At 65.2% G+C, this 18,182-nt stretch carries 17 protein-coding genes; 6 read left to right on the top strand and 11 right to left on the bottom strand.

Annotated features, from left to right (window positions below):
- Nucleotides 1-139: 139 nt before the first annotated feature.
- The 4 genes from AB0H00_RS23115 to rplN are packed head-to-tail and all read right to left on the bottom strand — an operon-like array spanning nt 140 to nt 1,586.
- A complete protein-coding gene (locus tag AB0H00_RS23115; protein WP_153338789.1) occupies nt 140-325 on the bottom strand; it encodes a type Z 30S ribosomal protein S14 in 186 nt (61 codons plus the stop codon).
- Between the two features lie 4 nt (nt 326-329).
- A complete protein-coding gene (rplE, locus tag AB0H00_RS23120; protein ID WP_357269583.1) occupies nt 330-896 on the bottom strand; it encodes a 50S ribosomal protein L5 in 567 nt (188 codons plus the stop codon).
- A gap of 1 nt (nt 897) precedes the next feature.
- Entirely contained in the window at nt 898-1,215 is a 318-nt protein-coding gene (gene rplX, locus AB0H00_RS23125) for a 50S ribosomal protein L24 (protein WP_040864865.1), read from the bottom strand.
- 2 nt (nt 1,216-1,217) lie between these two features.
- Nucleotides 1,218-1,586 carry a 50S ribosomal protein L14 gene (gene rplN, locus AB0H00_RS23130; protein WP_357269585.1) on the bottom strand — a complete coding sequence of 123 codons (369 nt, stop codon included), beginning with the start codon at nt 1,584-1,586 and terminating at the stop codon, nt 1,218-1,220.
- Between the two features lie 363 nt (nt 1,587-1,949).
- Between rplN and AB0H00_RS23135 the strand changes: the two genes are divergently transcribed.
- Nucleotides 1,950-3,998, top strand: coding sequence for a M13 family metallopeptidase (locus tag AB0H00_RS23135; RefSeq protein ID WP_357269588.1), 2,049 nt, complete (start codon nt 1,950-1,952; stop codon nt 3,996-3,998).
- A gap of 107 nt (nt 3,999-4,105) precedes the next feature.
- Here AB0H00_RS23135 and AB0H00_RS23140 read toward each other — a convergent pair whose 3' ends face one another.
- Nucleotides 4,106-4,987, bottom strand: coding sequence for a type IV toxin-antitoxin system AbiEi family antitoxin domain-containing protein (locus AB0H00_RS23140; protein WP_357269591.1), 882 nt, complete (start codon nt 4,985-4,987; stop codon nt 4,106-4,108).
- A gap of 369 nt (nt 4,988-5,356) precedes the next feature.
- Here AB0H00_RS23140 and AB0H00_RS23145 point away from each other — a divergent pair, with 369 nt between their 5' ends.
- Entirely contained in the window at nt 5,357-5,773 is a 417-nt protein-coding gene (locus AB0H00_RS23145) for a nuclear transport factor 2 family protein (RefSeq protein WP_357269594.1), read from the top strand.
- Nucleotides 5,774-5,969: 196 nt separating this feature from the next.
- Nucleotides 5,970-6,776, top strand: a complete 807-nt coding sequence (locus AB0H00_RS23150; RefSeq protein ID WP_357269597.1) for an ABC transporter substrate-binding protein — start codon at nt 5,970-5,972, stop codon at nt 6,774-6,776.
- 134 nt (nt 6,777-6,910) lie between these two features.
- Here the strand turns inward: AB0H00_RS23150 and AB0H00_RS23155 are convergent, their stop codons facing one another.
- Nucleotides 6,911-7,033, bottom strand: a complete 123-nt coding sequence (locus tag AB0H00_RS23155; RefSeq protein WP_357269600.1) for a hypothetical protein — start codon at nt 7,031-7,033, stop codon at nt 6,911-6,913.
- 60 nt (nt 7,034-7,093) lie between these two features.
- Between AB0H00_RS23155 and AB0H00_RS23160 the strand changes: the two genes are divergently transcribed.
- Nucleotides 7,094-7,813, top strand: a complete 720-nt coding sequence (locus AB0H00_RS23160) for a siderophore-interacting protein (RefSeq protein WP_357269603.1) — start codon at nt 7,094-7,096, stop codon at nt 7,811-7,813.
- 329 nt (nt 7,814-8,142) lie between these two features.
- Here AB0H00_RS23160 and menD read toward each other — a convergent pair whose 3' ends face one another.
- The 5 genes from menD to AB0H00_RS23185 are packed head-to-tail and all read right to left on the bottom strand — an operon-like array spanning nt 8,143 to nt 16,059.
- Entirely contained in the window at nt 8,143-9,885 is a 1,743-nt protein-coding gene (gene menD / locus AB0H00_RS23165) for a 2-succinyl-5-enolpyruvyl-6-hydroxy-3-cyclohexene-1-carboxylic-acid synthase (RefSeq protein ID WP_357269606.1), read from the bottom strand.
- Nucleotides 9,875-10,897 carry a methyltransferase gene (locus AB0H00_RS23170; protein ID WP_357269609.1) on the bottom strand — a complete coding sequence of 341 codons (1,023 nt, stop codon included), beginning with the start codon at nt 10,895-10,897 and terminating at the stop codon, nt 9,875-9,877. Before AB0H00_RS23170 ends, menD begins: the two co-directional genes overlap by 11 nt.
- Nucleotides 10,894-11,169, bottom strand: a complete 276-nt coding sequence (locus AB0H00_RS23175) for a phosphopantetheine-binding protein (RefSeq protein WP_357269611.1) — start codon at nt 11,167-11,169, stop codon at nt 10,894-10,896. The genes AB0H00_RS23170 and AB0H00_RS23175 overlap by 4 nt, the downstream gene beginning before the upstream one ends.
- A 1-nt stretch (nt 11,170) precedes the next feature.
- Nucleotides 11,171-14,467: an amino acid adenylation domain-containing protein gene (locus AB0H00_RS23180; RefSeq protein ID WP_357269614.1), complete on the bottom strand. Its 3,297-nt coding sequence runs from the start codon at nt 14,465-14,467 to the stop codon at nt 11,171-11,173.
- Complete coding sequence (locus tag AB0H00_RS23185; protein WP_357269617.1) at nt 14,464-16,059, bottom strand: AMP-binding protein; 1,596 nt, start codon at nt 16,057-16,059, stop codon at nt 14,464-14,466. The genes AB0H00_RS23180 and AB0H00_RS23185 overlap by 4 nt, the downstream gene beginning before the upstream one ends.
- 310 nt (nt 16,060-16,369) lie before the next feature.
- On the opposite strand from AB0H00_RS23185, the gene AB0H00_RS23190 reads away from it, so the two are divergent.
- Nucleotides 16,370-16,930 (top strand): hypothetical protein, encoded by a 561-nt coding sequence (locus tag AB0H00_RS23190; protein WP_357269620.1) that lies wholly within the window; start codon nt 16,370-16,372, stop codon nt 16,928-16,930.
- Nucleotides 16,930-17,928 carry an ABC transporter substrate-binding protein gene (locus AB0H00_RS23195; RefSeq protein ID WP_357269623.1) on the top strand — a complete coding sequence of 333 codons (999 nt, stop codon included), beginning with the start codon at nt 16,930-16,932 and terminating at the stop codon, nt 17,926-17,928. The genes AB0H00_RS23190 and AB0H00_RS23195 overlap by 1 nt, the downstream gene beginning before the upstream one ends.
- Nucleotides 17,929-18,182: the final 254 nt, after the last annotated feature.

The raw sequence follows: 18,182 nt of genomic DNA on the forward strand, positions 1-18,182 counted from the left end.
AGTGAATGTACGCACACTTCGGAGGTTGAACTCGTCCAATCGACTATCACCGCTCGTCAACGCAAACGAGGGCACGGACTCGTGGGAGTCCGTGCCCTCGTTCAGTTTCAGTGTGGGGACGCTCCAGGGAGCGTTCAGCTCACCAGGAGCTCTTGTGCACGCCGGGCAGCTCGCCCCGGTGGGCCATTTCGCGGAGGCACACGCGGCACAGACCGAACTTGCGGTACACCGCGTGCGGGCGGCCGCAGCGCTGGCAGCGGGTGTAGCCGCGGACCGCGAACTTCGGCTTGGCGTTGGCCTTGTTGACCAGTGCTTTCTTTGCCATATGCTCAGTTCTCCTTGAACGGGAAGCCGAGGTGCTTGAGCAGGGCACGGCCTTCTTCGTTGTTGGTCGCGGTGGTCACCACGGTGATGTCCATGCCGCGCGGGCGGTCGATCGAGTCCACGTCGATCTCGTGGAACATCGACTGCTCGCTCAGGCCGAACGTGTAATTGCCGTTGCCGTCGAACTGCTTCGGCGACAGGCCGCGGAAGTCGCGGATACGAGGCAGCGCGATGGACACCAGGCGGTCCAGGAACTCCCACATCCGGTCACCGCGCAGGGTGACCTTCGCGCCGATCGGCATGCCCTCACGCAGCTTGAACTGCGCGATGGACTTGGTCGCCTTGCGGATCTCGGGCTTCTGACCGGTGATCAGGGCCAGGTCGTTGACGGCGCCGTTGATCAGCTTCGCGTCGCGGGCGGCGTCGCCGACACCCATGTTCACGACGACCTTCACCACGCCGGGGATCTGCATCACGTTGGCGTAGTTGAACTCGTTGTTCAGCGCGTCCTTGATCTCGGCGCGGTAGCGCTGCTTCAGGCGCGGCTGGATCTTGTTCTCAGTCGTGGTCATGTCAGATGTCCTTCCCGTTCTTACGGGAGATCCGGACCCGCTTGCCGCTCTCCTCGTCGGTCCGGTAGCCGATACGCGCCGGCTTGCCATCGGAGTCGACGACCATCACGTTGGACACGTGGATCGGGGCTTCCTGGGTCACGATGCCGCCCGAGGAGGCGCCGCGCTGGTTGGCGGAGTTCGCGACGTGCTTCTTGATCCGGTTCACGCCCTCGACGAGAACCCGGTTCTCCTTCGGGTAGGCCTGGATGACCTTGCCCTTGGCACCCTTGTCCTTGCCCGAGATGACGAGCACGGTGTCGCCCTTGTGCACCTTCATGGTCAGAGCACCTCCGGCGCCAGCGAGACGATCTTCATGAACTTCTTCTCGCGCAGCTCGCGGCCGACCGGGCCGAAGATGCGAGTACCGCGCGGGTCGTTGTCCGGCTTGATGAGCACGGCCGCGTTCTCGTCGAACTTGATGTAAGAGCCATCGGCACGCCGACGTTCTTTGGTGGTGCGCACGACGACGGCTTTGACGACGTCACCCCGCTTGACGTTGCCGCCGGGGATGGCGTCCTTCACGGTAGCGACGATGATGTCGCCGATACCGGCATAGCGACGCGACGAACCACCGAGAACGCGGATGCAAAGAATCTCCTTCGCACCCGTGTTGTCGGCGACGCGCAGTCGCGACTCCTGCTGAATCACTTCAGCGTCCTCCTTGACCTGGACGAATTAGCACGCCGGATTGCCGACCCGACGGGCATGGTCAGTCACCCTCCGGACGCGCGCCTGCCAGCGGTTTTCCTTGGTCTGAGCAAGAAACGCAGAACCAACCACTGGGGGTTCACTGCCGGATTGCGGGCATAGCTCCCGCAGGCAACTGGTTCAGTGTAGGGGAATCCGCAGGTCGTTCCCAAATCGGGACGTGGCGACGGGGCGCGGGCGGTCCGGTCCGAGGTTATCCGGCACGAATCCGGGCTCGACCGGCGCCGCGCCGGTAGCCTCGATCCGAGCAGAGGCTGCTTCTATGTTCATCTGCGGCGATGCCGCGTCGGGGAGAGGATTCTCGTGACATCAACCGATCGTCCGGTCCAGCTGGGCCGTCGTGGCTTTCTCATCGCACTCGGGGCGGTGCCGACCGCTGCTGCGCTGGTCGCCTGCTCGAACGACACCGAACCGGCGAGCAAGACGCTCGTCGGGGTCGATCTGAGCGGGGCGGACCAGACGATTCGACCGCAGGACGATCTGTACCGGCACGTCAACGGGAAATGGCTGCGGGAGTACCAGCTGCCGCCGGACAAGGCCGCCTACGGCTCGACCAGCGAGGCGGCCGAGCGCACACAGCAGCAGTTGCGGGAGATCATCGAAGGAATCCGCGATCCGAAAGAGGGCTCGGAGGAGCAACAGATCCGAGATTTGCACGACGCCAGGGTGGACTGGGATGAGATCGAACGGCTCGGCATCACCCCACTGGCAGGCCTGTTCGCCAAGATAGACGGGGCGGCCGCCAAGTCGGACCTGGCCAAGGTGATGGCCGAGCTGCCTATCGGCGGGCTGATCGGCATCGGTATCGGCATCGACCGGAAGAACTCCAGCGCCTACATCCCCTCGGTTGGCCAGTCCGGGCTCGGTCTCGGAGAGCAGTACTACCGGAAGCCGGAATACGCCGAGGTACTGGCGCAGTATCGAGTCTTCCTCGAACGCGTCGCCGCGGGCGCCGGGTTCGCCGATCCGGCGGGCATGGCACAGCGGGTGTTCGATCTGGAGAAGCGGATCGCCCCCGCGCACTGGGACAGCGTGCGCAACCGCAACACCGACGCGACGTACAACCTGTACAGCTGGGCCGATATGGTCGCGCTCGCGCCAGGGTTCGACTGGGACCCGTGGATGACGGGAAACACCGACCGCCCGCGCGAACTGTTCGCGACAATGGTGGTCAACCAGCCGTCCTACCTCACGGCGGTGGGTCAGCTGTGGAGCGAGGTCGACATCGCCACGTGGCGTGACTACCTCAAATTGAGTGTGCTGCGGGACTTCGCGCCCTATCTGCCCAAGGCCATCAACGACGCGAACTTCGACTTCAAAGGCAAGGTGCTCAACGGTCAGGACGAGCGCCCGGAACGCTGGAAGTACGGCGTCGGAATCGTCGACGACCACCTCGGCGAACAGCTCGGGAAACTCTATGTGGCCAAACACTTCCCGCCCGAGGCCAAGCAGCGCGCCAAGGAGATGCTGGCCGACGTGCTCGCCGCCTATCGGGAGAACTTCACCAACTCGTCGTGGATGTCGCAGGCAACCAGGGTGGCGTCCATCGCGAAACTGGACAAGATCGATCCCAAGATCGGGTATCCGGACAAGTGGGTCGACTACTCGAAGCTGAAGATCACCAGGGGCAAGCTGGTCGAATCGCTGCTTGCCATCAACCACTTCGAGAGCAAGCGGGCGTTCGACCGGCTCGGGACCCCGGTCGACAAGTCCGAATGGGGGATGTCGCCGCAGACGGTGAACGCCTACTACTCGGCGACCTCCAACCAGATCGTGTTCCCGGCCGCCTACCTCCAGCCGCCGTTCTTCGACAAGGACGCGGAGCCGGCTGTCAACTTCGGCGCGGTCGGATCCACCATCGGCCACGAGATCGGCCACGGCTTCGACGACCAGGGTTCCAAATACGACGGCGACGGCAACCGCCGCGATTGGTGGACTCCCGAAGACCGAGCGGCGTTCGACGCCAAAACCAAACAGCTCATCGACCAGTTCAACGTGCTGGTTCCCGAGGGTCTCGACCCGAGCCAGCACGTCAACGGCGAACTCACCGTCGGCGAGAACCTCGCTGACCTGCGCGGACTTCAGATCACGTTGGCCGCCTTCCGCATTGCGGAGAAGCGCCGCGGGATCGACAACCCCGACTATCGCACGATGTTCCTGTCCTGGGCCCGCAGCTGGCGTGAGAAGCAGACCAAGGAACTCACCGTCCGTTATCTCGCGGGCGACACTCACTCCCCCGCCGAATTCCGCTGCAACCAAGTCGTTCGGAACCTCGCGGAGTTCTACCACACCTTCGAGGTCAAAGAAGGCGACAAACTGTTCATGCCCGCCGATCAGCGGGTCACGTTGTAAGCCGACCCGGAGCTCCGCGCCACAATGACCTGTACCAGCACATCAATGGCACATGGTCGGTCGAACGGAGGGAAATGGTGGTGCGCCAAGCGCCGACGGCAACCATTTCACTGCCCTCGACCGAGGGCGTGCCGGATCGGGGTGGTGAAGTGGTGCGGGTGGTGGTAGACGTCGGCCGCCGTGGCGTAGTAGAGGGTCCAGCCTTCGGTGCTGAGCCAGTTGTGGCGGGGGTTGTCGCGAAGCGCCGCGGTTTCCCCCGAATGCCATACGGTGCTGTCGTATTCCAACCCGATTCGCCTGCGCCGCCAGCCCAGGTCGATGCGGCGGAGACCGTTTCGGGTCTGGACCTCTATTTGCGGCTCCGGAGGTGGGAGGCCCGCGTCGATGCAGCGCAGCCGGGTGCGCCATTCCATGGGGGACTCGGCGCGGACGTCGGCTAGTCCGATCAGCTGGGCGGCTTGTCGGCGGCCGCGCCGTCCGGCCTGCTTTTCGAGTTCGGCGGTGAGCGCGGTGGACGAGACTCCCGCGCGGAGTGCGGCATCCAGGGTTGCCAGGGCGTCCAATCGGGTCAGGGTGCGCGCGACATCCACCGCCGTGCGGGCGGCGTTCGTGGTCAACGTGCCGCGGATCAGCTCCAACTCCTCCACGTCCACCCGATCGCGGTGCACCACAAGTCGATGGGATCGCGCCGCTTGAATACCGAGGACGTCAGTCGGTTGATCCGCCAGGACAGCGAATCCGTGTAGCTCGGCGGCGGTGTTGTAGGCGGCGGCGAGCAATGTCAGCCCCATCGACAGCCGTGCGGCCTCGACACGCAGTTCGGGTGATGGAGAGGTGGTGGCCTCGCGGTATACGCCATGGAAAACCCGCACCCACTCCCCGCGGTCGACCCGAGCACGCAGCTCGGCACGTGTGTACTCGCGCAGCACCTGCCGCGCGGTGAACACACCGAACTGCTTGTTCCGCACCTGCTCCACACCGAGTCGCATCTCCTCAGCCTGGCTAGCCCGCCGCCTCGGTCCCGGCGCCCAGCCAGGCACATCCGCACCCCTGTGCATAACCCACCGGGTGTGGATTCTTCAGCGAGCGTAGTGAAATGGTGGCTCGGAATGGTGCCCGAGGCACCATTCGACTCCGCTCACGGGGCCTGGAGCAGGCCGGTTACCAGGGCGCGGAGGCCGCTGGCATAGGTGTCCTGGGTGGCGAGTGTGAGGAAGCGGGGCCCGAGGGTACGCGGGAACTCAGGGCGTGTGCCTCGGATGGGTAGCGCACGGAGGAAAGCGACGTCCGATTATCGCCGGTCTCGGCCGGTGTGCACTGGGCAGACTGGCCACATGACGCGATCGACAATAGATGCGATGACCGTTCTGACCGGGATGTACGCGGCCGAGGCGGAGTACCTGGCGGCAGGCGGACCGGGCCGCGCCTCGTTCCAGCTGCTCGCACCGTTCTTCGCCCCCTGTGTGGTGCTGCATCAGGCGGACGGGCTGCCCTACGGCGGAACATGGCACGGACACGAAGGCATGGAACGCTTCTTCCTCGCCATGAGCCGTACGTGGCAATCATTCGACCTGCTGGAACAGCATTTTCTGGCAACCGGCGAGACCACCGTGGTACACACTCGCGTGCACGCCCGCGCCCGCGCGACCGGCCGCGAACTCACCTTCCCCATCCTGCAGACAGTCACCATCACCGACGGCCGCATCGGCGAGGTGCACCCCTTCTATTGGGACACGGCGGCGATCGCGGACGCGTGTGGCCTCCCAGAGGCTTAGGCTGACCCTGCTCGCGCGGGGCTCGATCGAGTCAGCCGCGACGTTCCTCGGCGTGAAGGGTCCGGCGGTGAAGTCTGTTCGACTGGCTCGCGTTGCGACGCTCGCAGTGATTGTCGGCACGATGCTGCTCATGGTTTCCGCGTGCACTCTGCCGACCAGAACGCGAGACAGATACGAACCCGTCACGGTCAGTCACATGCTGGGCACGACGACTGTCGACAAGTTGCCGAAGAATGTCGTCACCCTCGGTAATCAGTGGACGGACAACGCGCTGGCGCTGGGCGTGACGCCGGTCGGTGTCATCGGGCCGGCGGCCGGCGGCGCCACACCATGGACACATGTGGCAGTCGAATCGGCGAAAACCCTGGACACGAGCGGCAAGCTGACCGAGCAGATCGCGGCACTGCGTCCCGACCTGATCCTGGTGGACGGCTTCATCGCCGACCGCAAGACCTACGACGAGCTCTCGCGAGTAGCCCCAACGGTCCCCGCCCTCAGCGCGGAAGCATCCTGGCAGGACCAAGTGCGGACGCTGGGCCGAATCCTGCGCGAACAGGATGCCGCCGACACGCTGATCACCGACGTCGACAAGACGATCGCCACCATCACCCACGCCGCCCCGGCGCTGCCGGGCAAAACCTTCGTCGCCACCTGGCTGGCCAGCGACACCCAGCTCATCGTGCTGGCGGCGCCGAACAACAACCCCACCCTCTTCACCCAACTCGGCCTGCGCACCCTCGAACACCTCACCGAGCTCCCTACGTCCCTCCCGCCGGACCAGGTCAGCGAACTCGACGCCGACCTCCTCCTGGCCGGCTGCTCCCCCGGATTGGACAAGAAATATCGCCGACTCCCGGGATACGCCGATCTACCAGCAGCGCGGAAGAACTCCGTCGTCTTCCTCACTAATCAGGAGCTGAGCGGGATGGCACAGCCGACCGCCTTATCCGTCCCCTACCTACTCGAAAAACTGAAACCCGCCCTCACCAACGCGGCGAAGTAGAGCTGGGACTGTCCGACCTTGTCGTGAGACCTGCAACGGTGGCGGGGCGCGTGGCCACCTTTGTCACCGGCGAAGTAGGAAGTGGCGACCGCCAGGAACATCATCACCCGCCCCCACCGCGACGAACACGATTATCAGGCCGGGTGGAACGAACCGGTGAGAAGGCGCGGGAACAATTCCTGTCCGATGAGGGTGTCGGCGTTGACGCCAGGCTCGGCCGGTTCGCCGGTGGGACCGAGCAATTCGTGGCCACCCACATGGGATCGATCATTGAGACAACGGGCGCACTTAGATTGGTTAGGCTAACCTGTCTTTCTATGAGCAAAGGGTTCAATGGACTGATGATGAAGGCATGGCGGGCAGACGATTACCGGCTGACTGTCACCTCGGTCAAGAGCATCACCGACAACTACCGCCGCCTCGGCTTCTCCGCGGACGGCTTGTTCGATGACCACCCGGTTCACCCCACACAGTGGATCCGCATGTGGTTCCAAGACCACGACGGGAAGGAACGCCAGCGCGGCTACACACTCGTCGATCCCGATCCGGCCACGGACAGTTTCGATGTCGAGTTCGCGCTGCACCACGGCCCAGCCTCACGGTGGGCAGAGAATGCTGCAGTAGGCGATGTCATCGAGGCCAGCGTGATGGGCAAAGGTGTGGGCGCATCGAAGTTCGCGGTCCCTGATCCCAAGCCTTCGGAGTTCGTCATCTTCGGCGACACCGCCTCGCTTCCCGCGATCAACTCGTTGCTGGACGCCATCGGCGACATCCCCGCCCGGGTATGGCTGGAATGGCAATACGAATCGGACCCGACCTTGCCGGTGCGGTCCGGCCCGGCCACCGAGGTGACCTGGCTGCAACGGATCGATGACGGGCGACTGCTTCGTGAACAGGCGGAATCGCTGACCTGTGCGCCGGACGCGTTCGGCTGGGTCGCCTGCGACGGTGCGACCACTCGCGCGATCACCAAGATGCTGAAAACGAAACACGCACTTCCCAAAGACGCGATCAAGGCACAGGCCTACTGGAGATAGCCGGAATTCTCGCTGCGGCGGACCGGTTACGCCGCGCACTCGCCGCGAGCGCGGTCGGGTGCGGGCAAACACAAGTGTCGTCGGCCGACATCGATGGCTGGCTCCGATCTGGTCCGGCCGCTGACCGATGTCGGCCCGACTCACATGCGCCCCGCCATGTGACGACTCATCATTCGACCCGGCGCCAGCACAGCCATCGTGGTGGACGAGTTCGACTCGGCACAATCCACGTCGACCTCGAAGCGGGCTGGCAACGGGTGGTTGAACCAGCCGTCGGTACGCGAAGTGTCAGTACCTCCGGCTCATCGACCAGCCGCCTGGAATGCGGTTCACGCAATCCGCACCGGACCGTCCGAGCCTTTCTGGTCGTCGGCGACGGCGGTAACCGAGTCGTCGAAAAGGTCGCGTTCGATCCCCGACCGAATATCGGCATGCAGCGCGCGCAATCCATCCCGATCGGTCCGCACCTCGATGACGCGCAAGCCGCCGACAGACTCCGCACCGGAGCTGAGGACCTCGCCCAGATCGGCGACGCCCGCGGCAATGTGCGGGACGCCGTGCGCGGCACACAACATGGCGATATCCGTACCGTGCGGTGTGCCGAACACCCGCTCGAAGACATCCGCGTACTGCGGGCCCCCTTGCTCGAGTAAGCCGAAGATCCCGCCGCCGTTGTCATTCGCCACCACGATCGACAGGTCACGCGGGACCGGTTCCGACGGACCGACCAGCAATCCGCCACTGTCGTGAGCGAAGGTAAGATCGCCGAGCAGCGCGACTGTGCGGTCGCCCGCCAACGCGACGCCCACCGACATCGACACCAATCCGTCGATCCCAGCGACTCCCCGATTGGACACAACTCGAACGCCGGTGGTGTGTTCCCAGGTCATCGACACATCCCGTACCGGATTCGACGAGCCGACGACGAACGTGTCCCCGACTCCGAGTTGCCGCGTGATCGCCCGGGCCACATGCATGCCGGTCACCTGGTCGGTTTCGTCGAGCGCCCGGTGCACCACGGAGAACGCGATACATGTCGCCACGCGGCAGACATCGACCCACGCCTGCGCAGGTCGCCCGGTCGCCCGGATGCTGCGCCCGACCGCGCTGGCCGTTCCAGCAACATCCGTCCATGACCGTTCCGGGGCCACGACGATTACCCGGATCGTCGGTGACGCGAGCAGTTGCACGACTGACCGATGCAGTGTCGGTCGCCCGACCACGATTACCTGCTCGGGATGCAACTGACGGATCACGAGCGGATGCACCGTGCAGTCCGTCGGCGGCGCCGACGGCTCGGCGACCGTCGGAACACCCGCCAGCTCGGGCAGCACCGGCGCGCCTTGCCCCGCCACGACGAGCGTATCCAGGCCGAGATCGACCTCCACCGGCGCGTCGATGATGGTCGGCTCCACAACCGTCCACGGTCCACCGTCGCGGCGGCCCGGCGGAGTCTCCCAGGCACGTGATCCGACCAGTGGTTCGGCGAACGGAACGTCCAGATGAACCGGGCCTGGATTGCCGTCGCGAAGGCCGAGGGCCGCCGCGGTGAGTCGGCCGACGGTGGCCCTCCAGCGCGCATTGTGTTGGGCAAGCCGGTCGCCACCGGACGGATATCGGTGGTCCGCCTGGGCGAGCACCATCGCGGAACGCACAGCGAGACCGAATATGTCGGGCTGAACTATGGTCTGGCTCGCCCCGGTGCCCTGCACCTCCCCCGGCCGGTTCGCGCTGATCACCATCAGCGGGACACCCGCGTAGCTCGCCTCGAGAACTCCGGGGACCAGATTGGCGACAGCCGTTCCAGAGGTAGTCACCACGGGGACCACGGTATGGCTGCCCGCGGCCAGACCGAGCGCGAGGTAGGCGGCACTTCGTTCATCGATCCGCACATGCAGGCGAATACGCCGATCGGCGTCGGCCCGGTGCAGCGCGATAGCCAAAGGGGCGTTGCGAGATCCTGGACAGAGCACGGCCTCGTGCACACCGCACCGAATGAGCTCGTCGACGATGACACCGGCCTGTACCTGCGCCGTACTGGGCGCTGTGCCGTTGATCCGATCAGCGTGCATGAGCTTCGACCAGGCTCATCTCCAGCGGCAGGCCTTTGATCGACACGAGCTCGAATCCGGCGCTGGCGAGCAGCCGCCGATATTCCTCGTCCGTTCGTTCCCGGCCGCTGGTCATCACGAACATGTGCATATCGAACGCGGTGGCGACCGGGGTGGGCCGCAGGTCGGACACGACCCGCTCGATGATCAGCAGGGGCGAGCCAGCGCGCATCGCCGCCCGGCAGTTCTCCAGGATCGCGCGTGCCCGCTCGTCGTCCCAATTGTGCAGAATTCGGCACAGCACAGCGACATCGCCGCCCGCGGGGAGGGGATCGAAGAAGTTTCCCGCGAACACTTCACACCGCTGCTGAGCGATATATTCCTGCAACCGGTCCACTGCCGCAGAAACCACGGCCTGTCGTTCGATCAGCCTTCCAGTCGAATCCGGGACCGCCGACAGAATGACATCCAGCAGGGTGCCGTCACCTCCGCCGACATCCACGACGCATTTCCCGCCGAAGTCGTACACATTCGGCAGGTCGGCGACGAACATGCTGCCGACCGCGATGCCCGAACCGTAGACTGCGAGTGCGTCCGGTCGGCTGCCCAGATAGTCGAATACGGTCTCGCCGTGTGCTCTGGTGAACGGCTGCTCGCCGTCACGCAGCGCCGGCACCAGCTCACTCCAGGCATCGGCGAAGTACTGTTCCTGGTAGAGCCGTACCAGGTTTCGCATGGACTGCGGATGGTCAGAGCGCAACAACTCGCCGATCGGACTCAACGAGTACCGCCGATCGTCGTCGCGGACAACAATGCCGAGCGCACGCAGCATCCGTAACAGGCGGGTCAGCGATTCCGGCGCCACGCCCATGGCCGCCGCCACGGCCTCGCCATCCATCGCCCCCCTGCGCAGAAGATCAGCAAGGCCGAGATCGACGGCCGCGCCGATACTGCTGCTCACCCACCCCCCGATGAGCAGCTTCAGCAACTCGGACTGACTCGCGGTGACATTCGGTTCATCGATCGACCTCAACGCTGCTCACCCGATTCTCTGATGATCTCGAACCATGCTGCGAGAGTTGGTGTTTCGGCTAGAACACGCAGAGGAACGTCGTATCCCCCTGCGCGCAAGGCGCCGGCCAACCGCATCATCCGCAGCGAATCCAGTCCGTGCTCGAACAGATCGGCGTCGTCCGGAAGGGACCATGTCGCGAATCCGAGCGCTTTCGCTGCGGCATTTCGCAGGTCTTCTATCGTCCACCTGTCCGCGGCCGCCGCGACCGATTCGTCCTGTGCCTCGTACATGTCAATTCCCTTCCGCAACAGTGCGGTCCGCATTGTCGGCGAGTTCGGACTCCACCTGGTCGTCGCTGAGTTCGAGGATCTCCAGGTAAATCCGTGCGATCTCGTCCAGCCGTCCCGGCGATTTCTCGCGGGCCTGCAGGCTCCGCGCGAGTTCGCCGAGTGTCGGCGAAGCGAGCAGCAGGTGCAGGTCGATGGTCGGGTCGGCCAGCACTTCGCGCAGCTCTCTCGTGACGTCGACAGCAACGACGGAGTCTCCGCCGAGCGCGTAGAAGTTGTCGCCGATGCCGACCGCAGGGACGTGCATGACGTCCTGCCACACCTGGGCAAGCACCGCTTCGAGCGGCGTCGCCGCACCGTCTCGCCGCTCGACCGGACCGGCAGCTTCGGCGGCCGCCGCGACCAATGCGCGGTAGTCGACCTTGCCATTCGCAGTCAGCGGAAGCGACTCGATCAGCCGCATCGTGCCGGGCACCATATGGGGCGGCAGCACAGCCGCGATATCGCGACGGAGCTCCTCGACGGCAAATTCGCGGTTCACGACGACGTGCGCGACGAGTGCCCGCGAGCCACGACCGTCCGTGGCCGGTACCGGCGTCACCACCGCCGCGTCGACCTGGGGCAACGAAGCCACTGCGGCCTCGACGTCGCCCAGCTCGATGCGGTGCCCTCGCACCTTGACCTGCCGGTCCCTGCGGCCGACGAACTCGATCTCCCCACTCGGCAGCAACCGACCGAAATCTCCTGTGCGGTAGAGTCTTTCACCGGTGCGGGGATAGATCGTGAAGGACGTCGCGGTGCGCTCGGGATCATCGAGATAGCCACGGGCGATCCCCGGCCCGCCGCAATACATTTCACCGACGACGCCCGCAGGCACCGGACGCATCGCCTGGTCGAGGAGCAAGTAGCGGGTGTTTGCGATCGGCCGCCCGTACGGTACCGATCGCCAGGCCGGATCGATGTCGCCGACCGCATGCCAGATATTCCATAGCGTGGTCTCTGTCGGGCCTCCGATGCTGACCAGCCGCGCGCTCGGGCACTGCTCGCGCAGCTGGTCCACCAGCGTGGGCGCGACCCAGTCACCCCCGACCAGCGCCAGCCGCATGGCGGTCAGTGGTGTCCCACCTTCGGCGCGAAGCATCTCCAGCATGGCCGGCACCGAACACCACACCGACACCGCATATTCCGCGGCCAGGCTGCGCCAGTGCCGCGGGTCCCGCCGGCGATCGGCGGCCGGCACGACGACCGTCGCCCCGGCGCACAACATGACGAACACGTCCAATCCGGACATGTCGTGATGCAGCGCCGATACCGCGAGCGACCGGTCCGCCGGACCTATCGCGAGGCTCGTCATCGTGTCGACGACGCAGTTCACCACGCCGCCATGCTCGATCATGACCCCTTTCGGCTCCCCGGTGGAGCCGGAGGTGTACAGCACGTAGGCGAGATCCGCACGGTCGATCGATATGTCGGGAACGAGCGTGCTCGATGTCCGGACCGCGACACCGTCGACATCGACCAGCGCCAGGTGTGGCAGGTCTTCGGCAACCGCGCGCACGGCGGCAGACGTCGCGTCACCCGTCAACGCGGCCACCACACCGGAACGATCGAGCATGCCGCGAATGCGTTCCGGCGGAGCGGAAATATCGATCGGCAGGTATGCCGCACCCGACAGCAGCACGCCGTACACCGCGGCGAACTGGCGCCACCCCTTGTCCAGCAGAATGGCAACGATCGGCTGATCGTCGCTCCGTCCGCATGTCGCAGCGAGCCGGTTCGCGATGCGACAGGCATGGTCGAGCAGAGCACCGTAGGTGATCGTCACCGAACCGTCGATCAGCGCGGGATGATCGGGCTGGCGGCGCACACGCTCGACGAACAGCTCCGGCACGAGCGCCGCTGCCGTGTCGACCTCCCGACCGGTCACTTCGGCGTCCGCCAGCGGCACGATCGACAGGTCGGCCTGCTGCCAGACCTCGGCGGAACGCGCGAGGCGTTCGAGCAGCTGGCGGAACGCGGTGAACATGGCATCGATCACGCCGGGCGCGAAGGCGGAATCGACGGTGTCCCAGTTGTAGTACAGCTCGTCGTCGTGTTCGTGGATCTGTACGTCGAGGCTCACCTGCGGGGTCTGCGACAGCGCGTACACCTCGCGAACCTGGCCGTCGAACGGTGTCCTGGCACCATCCGACCAACCGAGTGTGCTGGTGAGCACGATCGGCATTCGCGCCCGATCGGAACTGCCGTCATGGCGGGTGAGCTCGCGCATGAAGCGCAACCCGCTGTAGTGGCTGTGCTCGAGGTCGTCCCAGAGAGTTGCCTGGATGCGTTTCGCCCGCGCGGCGAAGGTCGCATCGTTATCGTGGTCCACTGCGAGCGCCGAGATCGAAGCGAACTCGCCGACGACCGCCTCGACCTGCGGGTGCAGCGGAATCCGGTTCATGCTGGGGATGTTGAGCGCGAACCTGTGCTCGCCCGACCAGACCGCCAGGACCTCACTGAAGGCGGCGATCATCAACGCTGAGGTTGTCAGCCCTTGTACGCGTGCGTGTCTGGTCAACTGCCGCCATTGCGCGGGAGGCATACCGGCCTCGCGGCGGGTGAAGCGAGTCGCCGAGATGTCGGTAGAACGATTCGCGGGCAACTGCGGCGCCGCGGGAAAAGTGGCGACGCGATCGGTCCAGTACCGCTGCGAGCGCCGGTAGAGCTCGGCGTTCTCGAGTTCCGAGAGGGCACCGACGTAGTCCCGGAAGGTGAGCGACAGCTCAGGCAGTTCGGCGGCCGGGTCACGGTAGCGCAGACTCAGCTCGGCCAGCAGCAGTCGCCAGCTGAGGTAATCGAAACACAGCCCGTCGAAGCCGATGTGGATCCGGCTGTTCTCGTCATCGAGGCGGCTCACCGCGATATGGAACAGCGGCCACGTCCCGGGGTTCGGTACCAGATGCGAATACGTATCGCGAAGCTCCGCGAGCAGGGCCGCACGCGCGCTCTCGGTGAGCCCGCGCAGATCACGCACAACCGGATGGAACGGCGGAACCGATTCCAGCACCCGCTGTTCGCGCCGTTCGATATCGATGGTCAGGCGCAGCGCATCATGCCGTTCGACCAGCGAGCGCCATGCGGCCGTGAACCGGTCGATGTCGATGGCGCCTTCGTATTCGTAGTACCCGTGCGCCGCGACACCGCCGTAGTGGTACGCATCGTCTCGTCCCAGCACATACGCCAATTGCGTGTCGGTCAACGCAAACGGCCGGAACCGATCGTCAGGCGCGGGCCGGACCGTTGGAAACCCGGTGGTCACCGCGTTACCTCCTCTTGCCGCAACTTCTTCTTGTCGACCTTTCCGATGGCTGTACGAGGCAGCGTGTCCGCGATGCGGATCAGATCCGGGATCTTGTACGCGGCAATTCCGCGCTCGGTGAGAAATCGAGCGATTTCCGGTTGCTCGGGTGCGGCGCCATGCGGCACGAGCACCGCGCAACTGCGTTCACCGAGTATTTCGTCCGGGACGCCGATCAGCGCGGCATCGCGAACTGCCGGGTGCGCGAGCAGATGGTTCTCGACCTCCTCGGCCGCGATCTTCTCCCCGCCCCGGTTGATCTGGTCCTTGACCCGACCCTCGAACACGACCTGCCCGTTCGGCAACAGGCGGACCAGATCCCCGGTTCGATAGAAACCATTGTCGGTGAACGAGGTTCGGTTGTGGACACCACCGCGGAAGTAGCCGCGGACCGTGTAGGGCCCGCGAGTCAGCAGTTCACCGATTTCCCCCGCGGGTACCGGATTTCCGTAGTGATCCACGATCAGCAACTCGTCATCCGGCGAGACCGGCCTGCCCTGGGCGTGTAGCCGCGTCTCCAGATCCTCGTCCGAGTCCTGGAATCCGCACAGGCCCTCGGCCATTCCGAATGCCTGGTGCAGCTGGCAACCCAGCGCAGGCTCGACGCGACGGGCGAGTTCGAGCGGAAGCTTCGAGCCGCCGATTACGACTCGGCGCAGGCTCGACAGGTCGGCGGAGCCGCCGGGTGCGAGTTCTACCCATACCAACGCGACTCCGGGCACCAGTCCGGTGTCGGTGACGCGGTGGCGCTCGATCAAGTCGAAAGTTATTCCTGGATCCGGGCTCTCGGCGAGGATCAGCGTGCCACCGACATCGAACGTGGCGAGCAGCCCGTGGGTGAGGGTCCAGTTGTGGCCAAGAGGCAGGCAGACCATATGGCGCGTCGTCGCGTCGTAGGAGCACGCCGCGGCGACGGCGCGTCCGCTGTAAGCCCAGTCATCATGGGTGCGCGCGACAAACTTGGGCAACCCCGTCGTGCCACCGGAGAGCAGGAGAATCGCGACGTCCGACGGGTCGGCTGTGGGATGCTCGATCGGCTGCTGTCGTAACGAGTCCAGCGGAATGAACTCGGCGGCGTCGCCGAAGATGATCACGTGCCGCAGATTCCCGGTCTGCCCACGGACCGCGCGTGCGAGTTCGCGGTGGTCGAAACCGTCGATGACGTCGGCCGTCACGTATGCGACCGCGTCGGTGCTGTCGACGAAATGGGTGATCTCGGCGGCCCGATGCGCGGGCAGGGCGAACACCGGGATCGCACCGACTCGCAGCAGCGCATACATGACGGCGATGAATTCGCCTCGATTAGGCAGCTGCACGACCACCCGATCCCGCGGCCTGATGCCAAGAGCGTGCAGGCCGGCCGCATAGTGGTCCACCTCGGCATCCAACTCCGAGTATGTCCAGCTGCGGTCGGAATCCACGACGGCTGCGGAATCGCCGAATGCGCTGCCGTAGCGCCGAAGAGCGGCGTCGAGCGTCTCTCCGCGCCAGTATCCGAGGGAGCGGTACCGGGAGGCGAACTCCACGGGCCAGGGAACAAATCCATCAAGCATGGGCCCAACCTCACCTACCTGTAACCGTGAGCCTGGTGTGGACCAGACTCGCTTAACTTACCGAATTAGGTTAGGCTATGCAAACTTAACTGTTGGTGCCGAGATGTCCGGCGTCACACTTGGGCCCACAAGCCACACAGGGGCGACGAGCACCCGAGGAGCATCACCCGGTCCGAAATGCCGCTTATCAAGACCAGAAGCCGATGATAGATTAGGCGAGGCTTACCTACTTAAATGGAACCACGTCGCCGGCAGTCTGACAACCGCGGCGCCCGATGTAGCGAGGTCGCCGTGAGGAAACGAGGAATCAATGAGTAGATCACGCAAGCGCTTCGCCGGAGCCGCGATCGTATCGGCGCTCGCCGTGGCGATCGGCGTACTCGGGACGACGCTGACGGCCGCGGACGCCGCCGCCCTGTGGACCGAGCCAGGCGTTCAGCAACCCGCTGTGGCACAGCAGATTCAGGACCCGGTCGCACCGAGCGTCCCGAATCCGACACCAGCGGAACTCACCGCACTGGTCAACAGAGCCACCAGCGTCAACACTTCGGACGCGGAGAAAGCGAACTCGGCTGTGGCTGGCAGTGCCGCCGTGCCGATCTTCAACAAGGCGGCGGCACAGCGTGCATTCGTCTCTCCGCCCGGCTCACCGGAATACATCCACTTCGCCGTGTCCGACATCGACGTGAACGGCAACACCGCGACCGGGATCCTGCACGCCAACTACACCGGACCGCAGATCCCAGGGTACGGCGAGCAATCGTCGTTCGACTTCGACATGGACTTCCGGTACCTCGACGGCCGGTGGAAGCTCGATCGAACCGCAGTCTGCAGCATCGCGCAGATGTCCATGAGCGAGTGCACCATCTGATGGGCAGCAACGTAATTCAGTCGAGCGGCCGACCGCCCCAACAGCGCCCGCTGCGCCGATGGTCGTTGCTCGCGGCGCTCGCCCTCGCAGTTTCCTTCGGCGCCGGGTGCGGCTCCGAGTCCGCCGATTCCGCGGACTCGACGGCAGGGAACCCGATCACCGTGACCCACCGACTCGGCGAAACGGTGGTCACCGGCACACCGAAACGCATTGTGGCACTCGACGCCCAGTGGCTGGACGCCACGCTGGCGTTGGGCGTCACGCCCGTCGGCTACCTCGACAACATCAGCCTTATCACCGGTGGTAAGCGCCCACCGTGGGAACCCGAATCGCTGCCGGATGCCAAGGCGCTGACGACCACCGGCGATCTCGCCGAGCAGCTGGCAACGCTGGAGCCCGATCTGATCCTCGCATCGGGGTTCACCACCGACCAGGCCCAGTACGACAAGTTGTCCCGACTCGCACCGACCATCCCAGCGCTGAGCAGCATGCAGGTCGATCGATGGACCGATCAGGTTCGGACGGTCGGCAAAATTCTTGGTAGAGAAGGCAAGGCGACGGAGGTCATCGACAGCGTGTACCGCCAGATCGATGACGTCGCGAGACGGCACCCAGGCCTGCCGGGCAAGACCTATCTCACCTGCTGGCTGGCAGGCCCGAACCAACTGATGGTGCTGGCCGACCCCAATGACGGGGCCGCGGAGGTGTTCACCCGGCTCGGGCTGAGGCTACCGAAGCACATGGTCGATGAGGCGTCCAGCGGGGGACGGCTGTCGCTGTCACCCGAGCGACTCGGCGACCTCGATTCGGACCTACTGGTGGCCACCGGGGAGCCACTGAAGCAACTCCCGGGATACGGCACGCTGCCCTCGGTGCGAAAGGGGAGCATCGTCTTCATCGATCTCGCCTCGGGCAGTGGCCTCAATCAGCCGACGGCACTCTCGCTGCCCTACATCCTGAAAGAACTGGAGCCCGCACTCGCCAAGGCGGCCATGTAAATCGGCGCTAGGCACCGGCTCCCGCACGCGAATCGGCGAAGCAGGAGCCCGGTGCGAAAACGACCACTCGCCGATCGACCGCCCGGTAGGTGCTGTTCGGCAGGCCGCATTGCCTTGGCCGCCATTACTTTTCATCGACCGTCGACCACCCTAACGATTTGACTTATGGTAGCCTTGCCTAATCTTCGCTCGACGTTGTCGTGGCGGAACCTGTCGACGAGCTCATGGATTCATCCCTGTTGCTCGCGTGCCCG

The organism is Nocardia sp. NPDC023852 (genome assembly GCF_040639505.1).
In the GTDB taxonomy this organism is placed as follows: domain Bacteria; phylum Actinomycetota; class Actinomycetes; order Mycobacteriales; family Mycobacteriaceae; genus Nocardia.

Coding starts and splice junctions, on each gene's coding strand:
- AB0H00_RS23175 (WP_357269611.1), bottom strand. CDS start 11,169: ATGTACGAGGCACAGGACGAATCGGTCGCGGCGGCCGCGGACAGGTGG.
- rplX (WP_040864865.1), bottom strand. CDS start 1,215: ATGAAGGTGCACAAGGGCGACACCGTGCTCGTCATCTCGGGCAAGGAC.
- AB0H00_RS23190 (WP_357269620.1), top strand. CDS start 16,370: ATGAGTAGATCACGCAAGCGCTTCGCCGGAGCCGCGATCGTATCGGCG.
- AB0H00_RS23115 (WP_153338789.1), bottom strand. CDS start 325: ATGGCAAAGAAAGCACTGGTCAACAAGGCCAACGCCAAGCCGAAGTTC.
- menD (WP_357269606.1), bottom strand. CDS start 9,885: ATGCACGCTGATCGGATCAACGGCACAGCGCCCAGTACGGCGCAGGTA.
- AB0H00_RS23160 (WP_357269603.1), top strand. CDS start 7,094: ATGAGCAAAGGGTTCAATGGACTGATGATGAAGGCATGGCGGGCAGAC.
- AB0H00_RS23140 (WP_357269591.1), bottom strand. CDS start 4,987: ATGCGACTCGGTGTGGAGCAGGTGCGGAACAAGCAGTTCGGTGTGTTC.
- AB0H00_RS23195 (WP_357269623.1), top strand. CDS start 16,930: ATGGGCAGCAACGTAATTCAGTCGAGCGGCCGACCGCCCCAACAGCGC.
- AB0H00_RS23145 (WP_357269594.1), top strand. CDS start 5,357: ATGACCGTTCTGACCGGGATGTACGCGGCCGAGGCGGAGTACCTGGCG.
- rplE (WP_357269583.1), bottom strand. CDS start 896: ATGACCACGACTGAGAACAAGATCCAGCCGCGCCTGAAGCAGCGCTAC.
- AB0H00_RS23185 (WP_357269617.1), bottom strand. CDS start 16,059: ATGCTTGATGGATTTGTTCCCTGGCCCGTGGAGTTCGCCTCCCGGTAC.
- AB0H00_RS23150 (WP_357269597.1), top strand. CDS start 5,970: ATGCTGGGCACGACGACTGTCGACAAGTTGCCGAAGAATGTCGTCACC.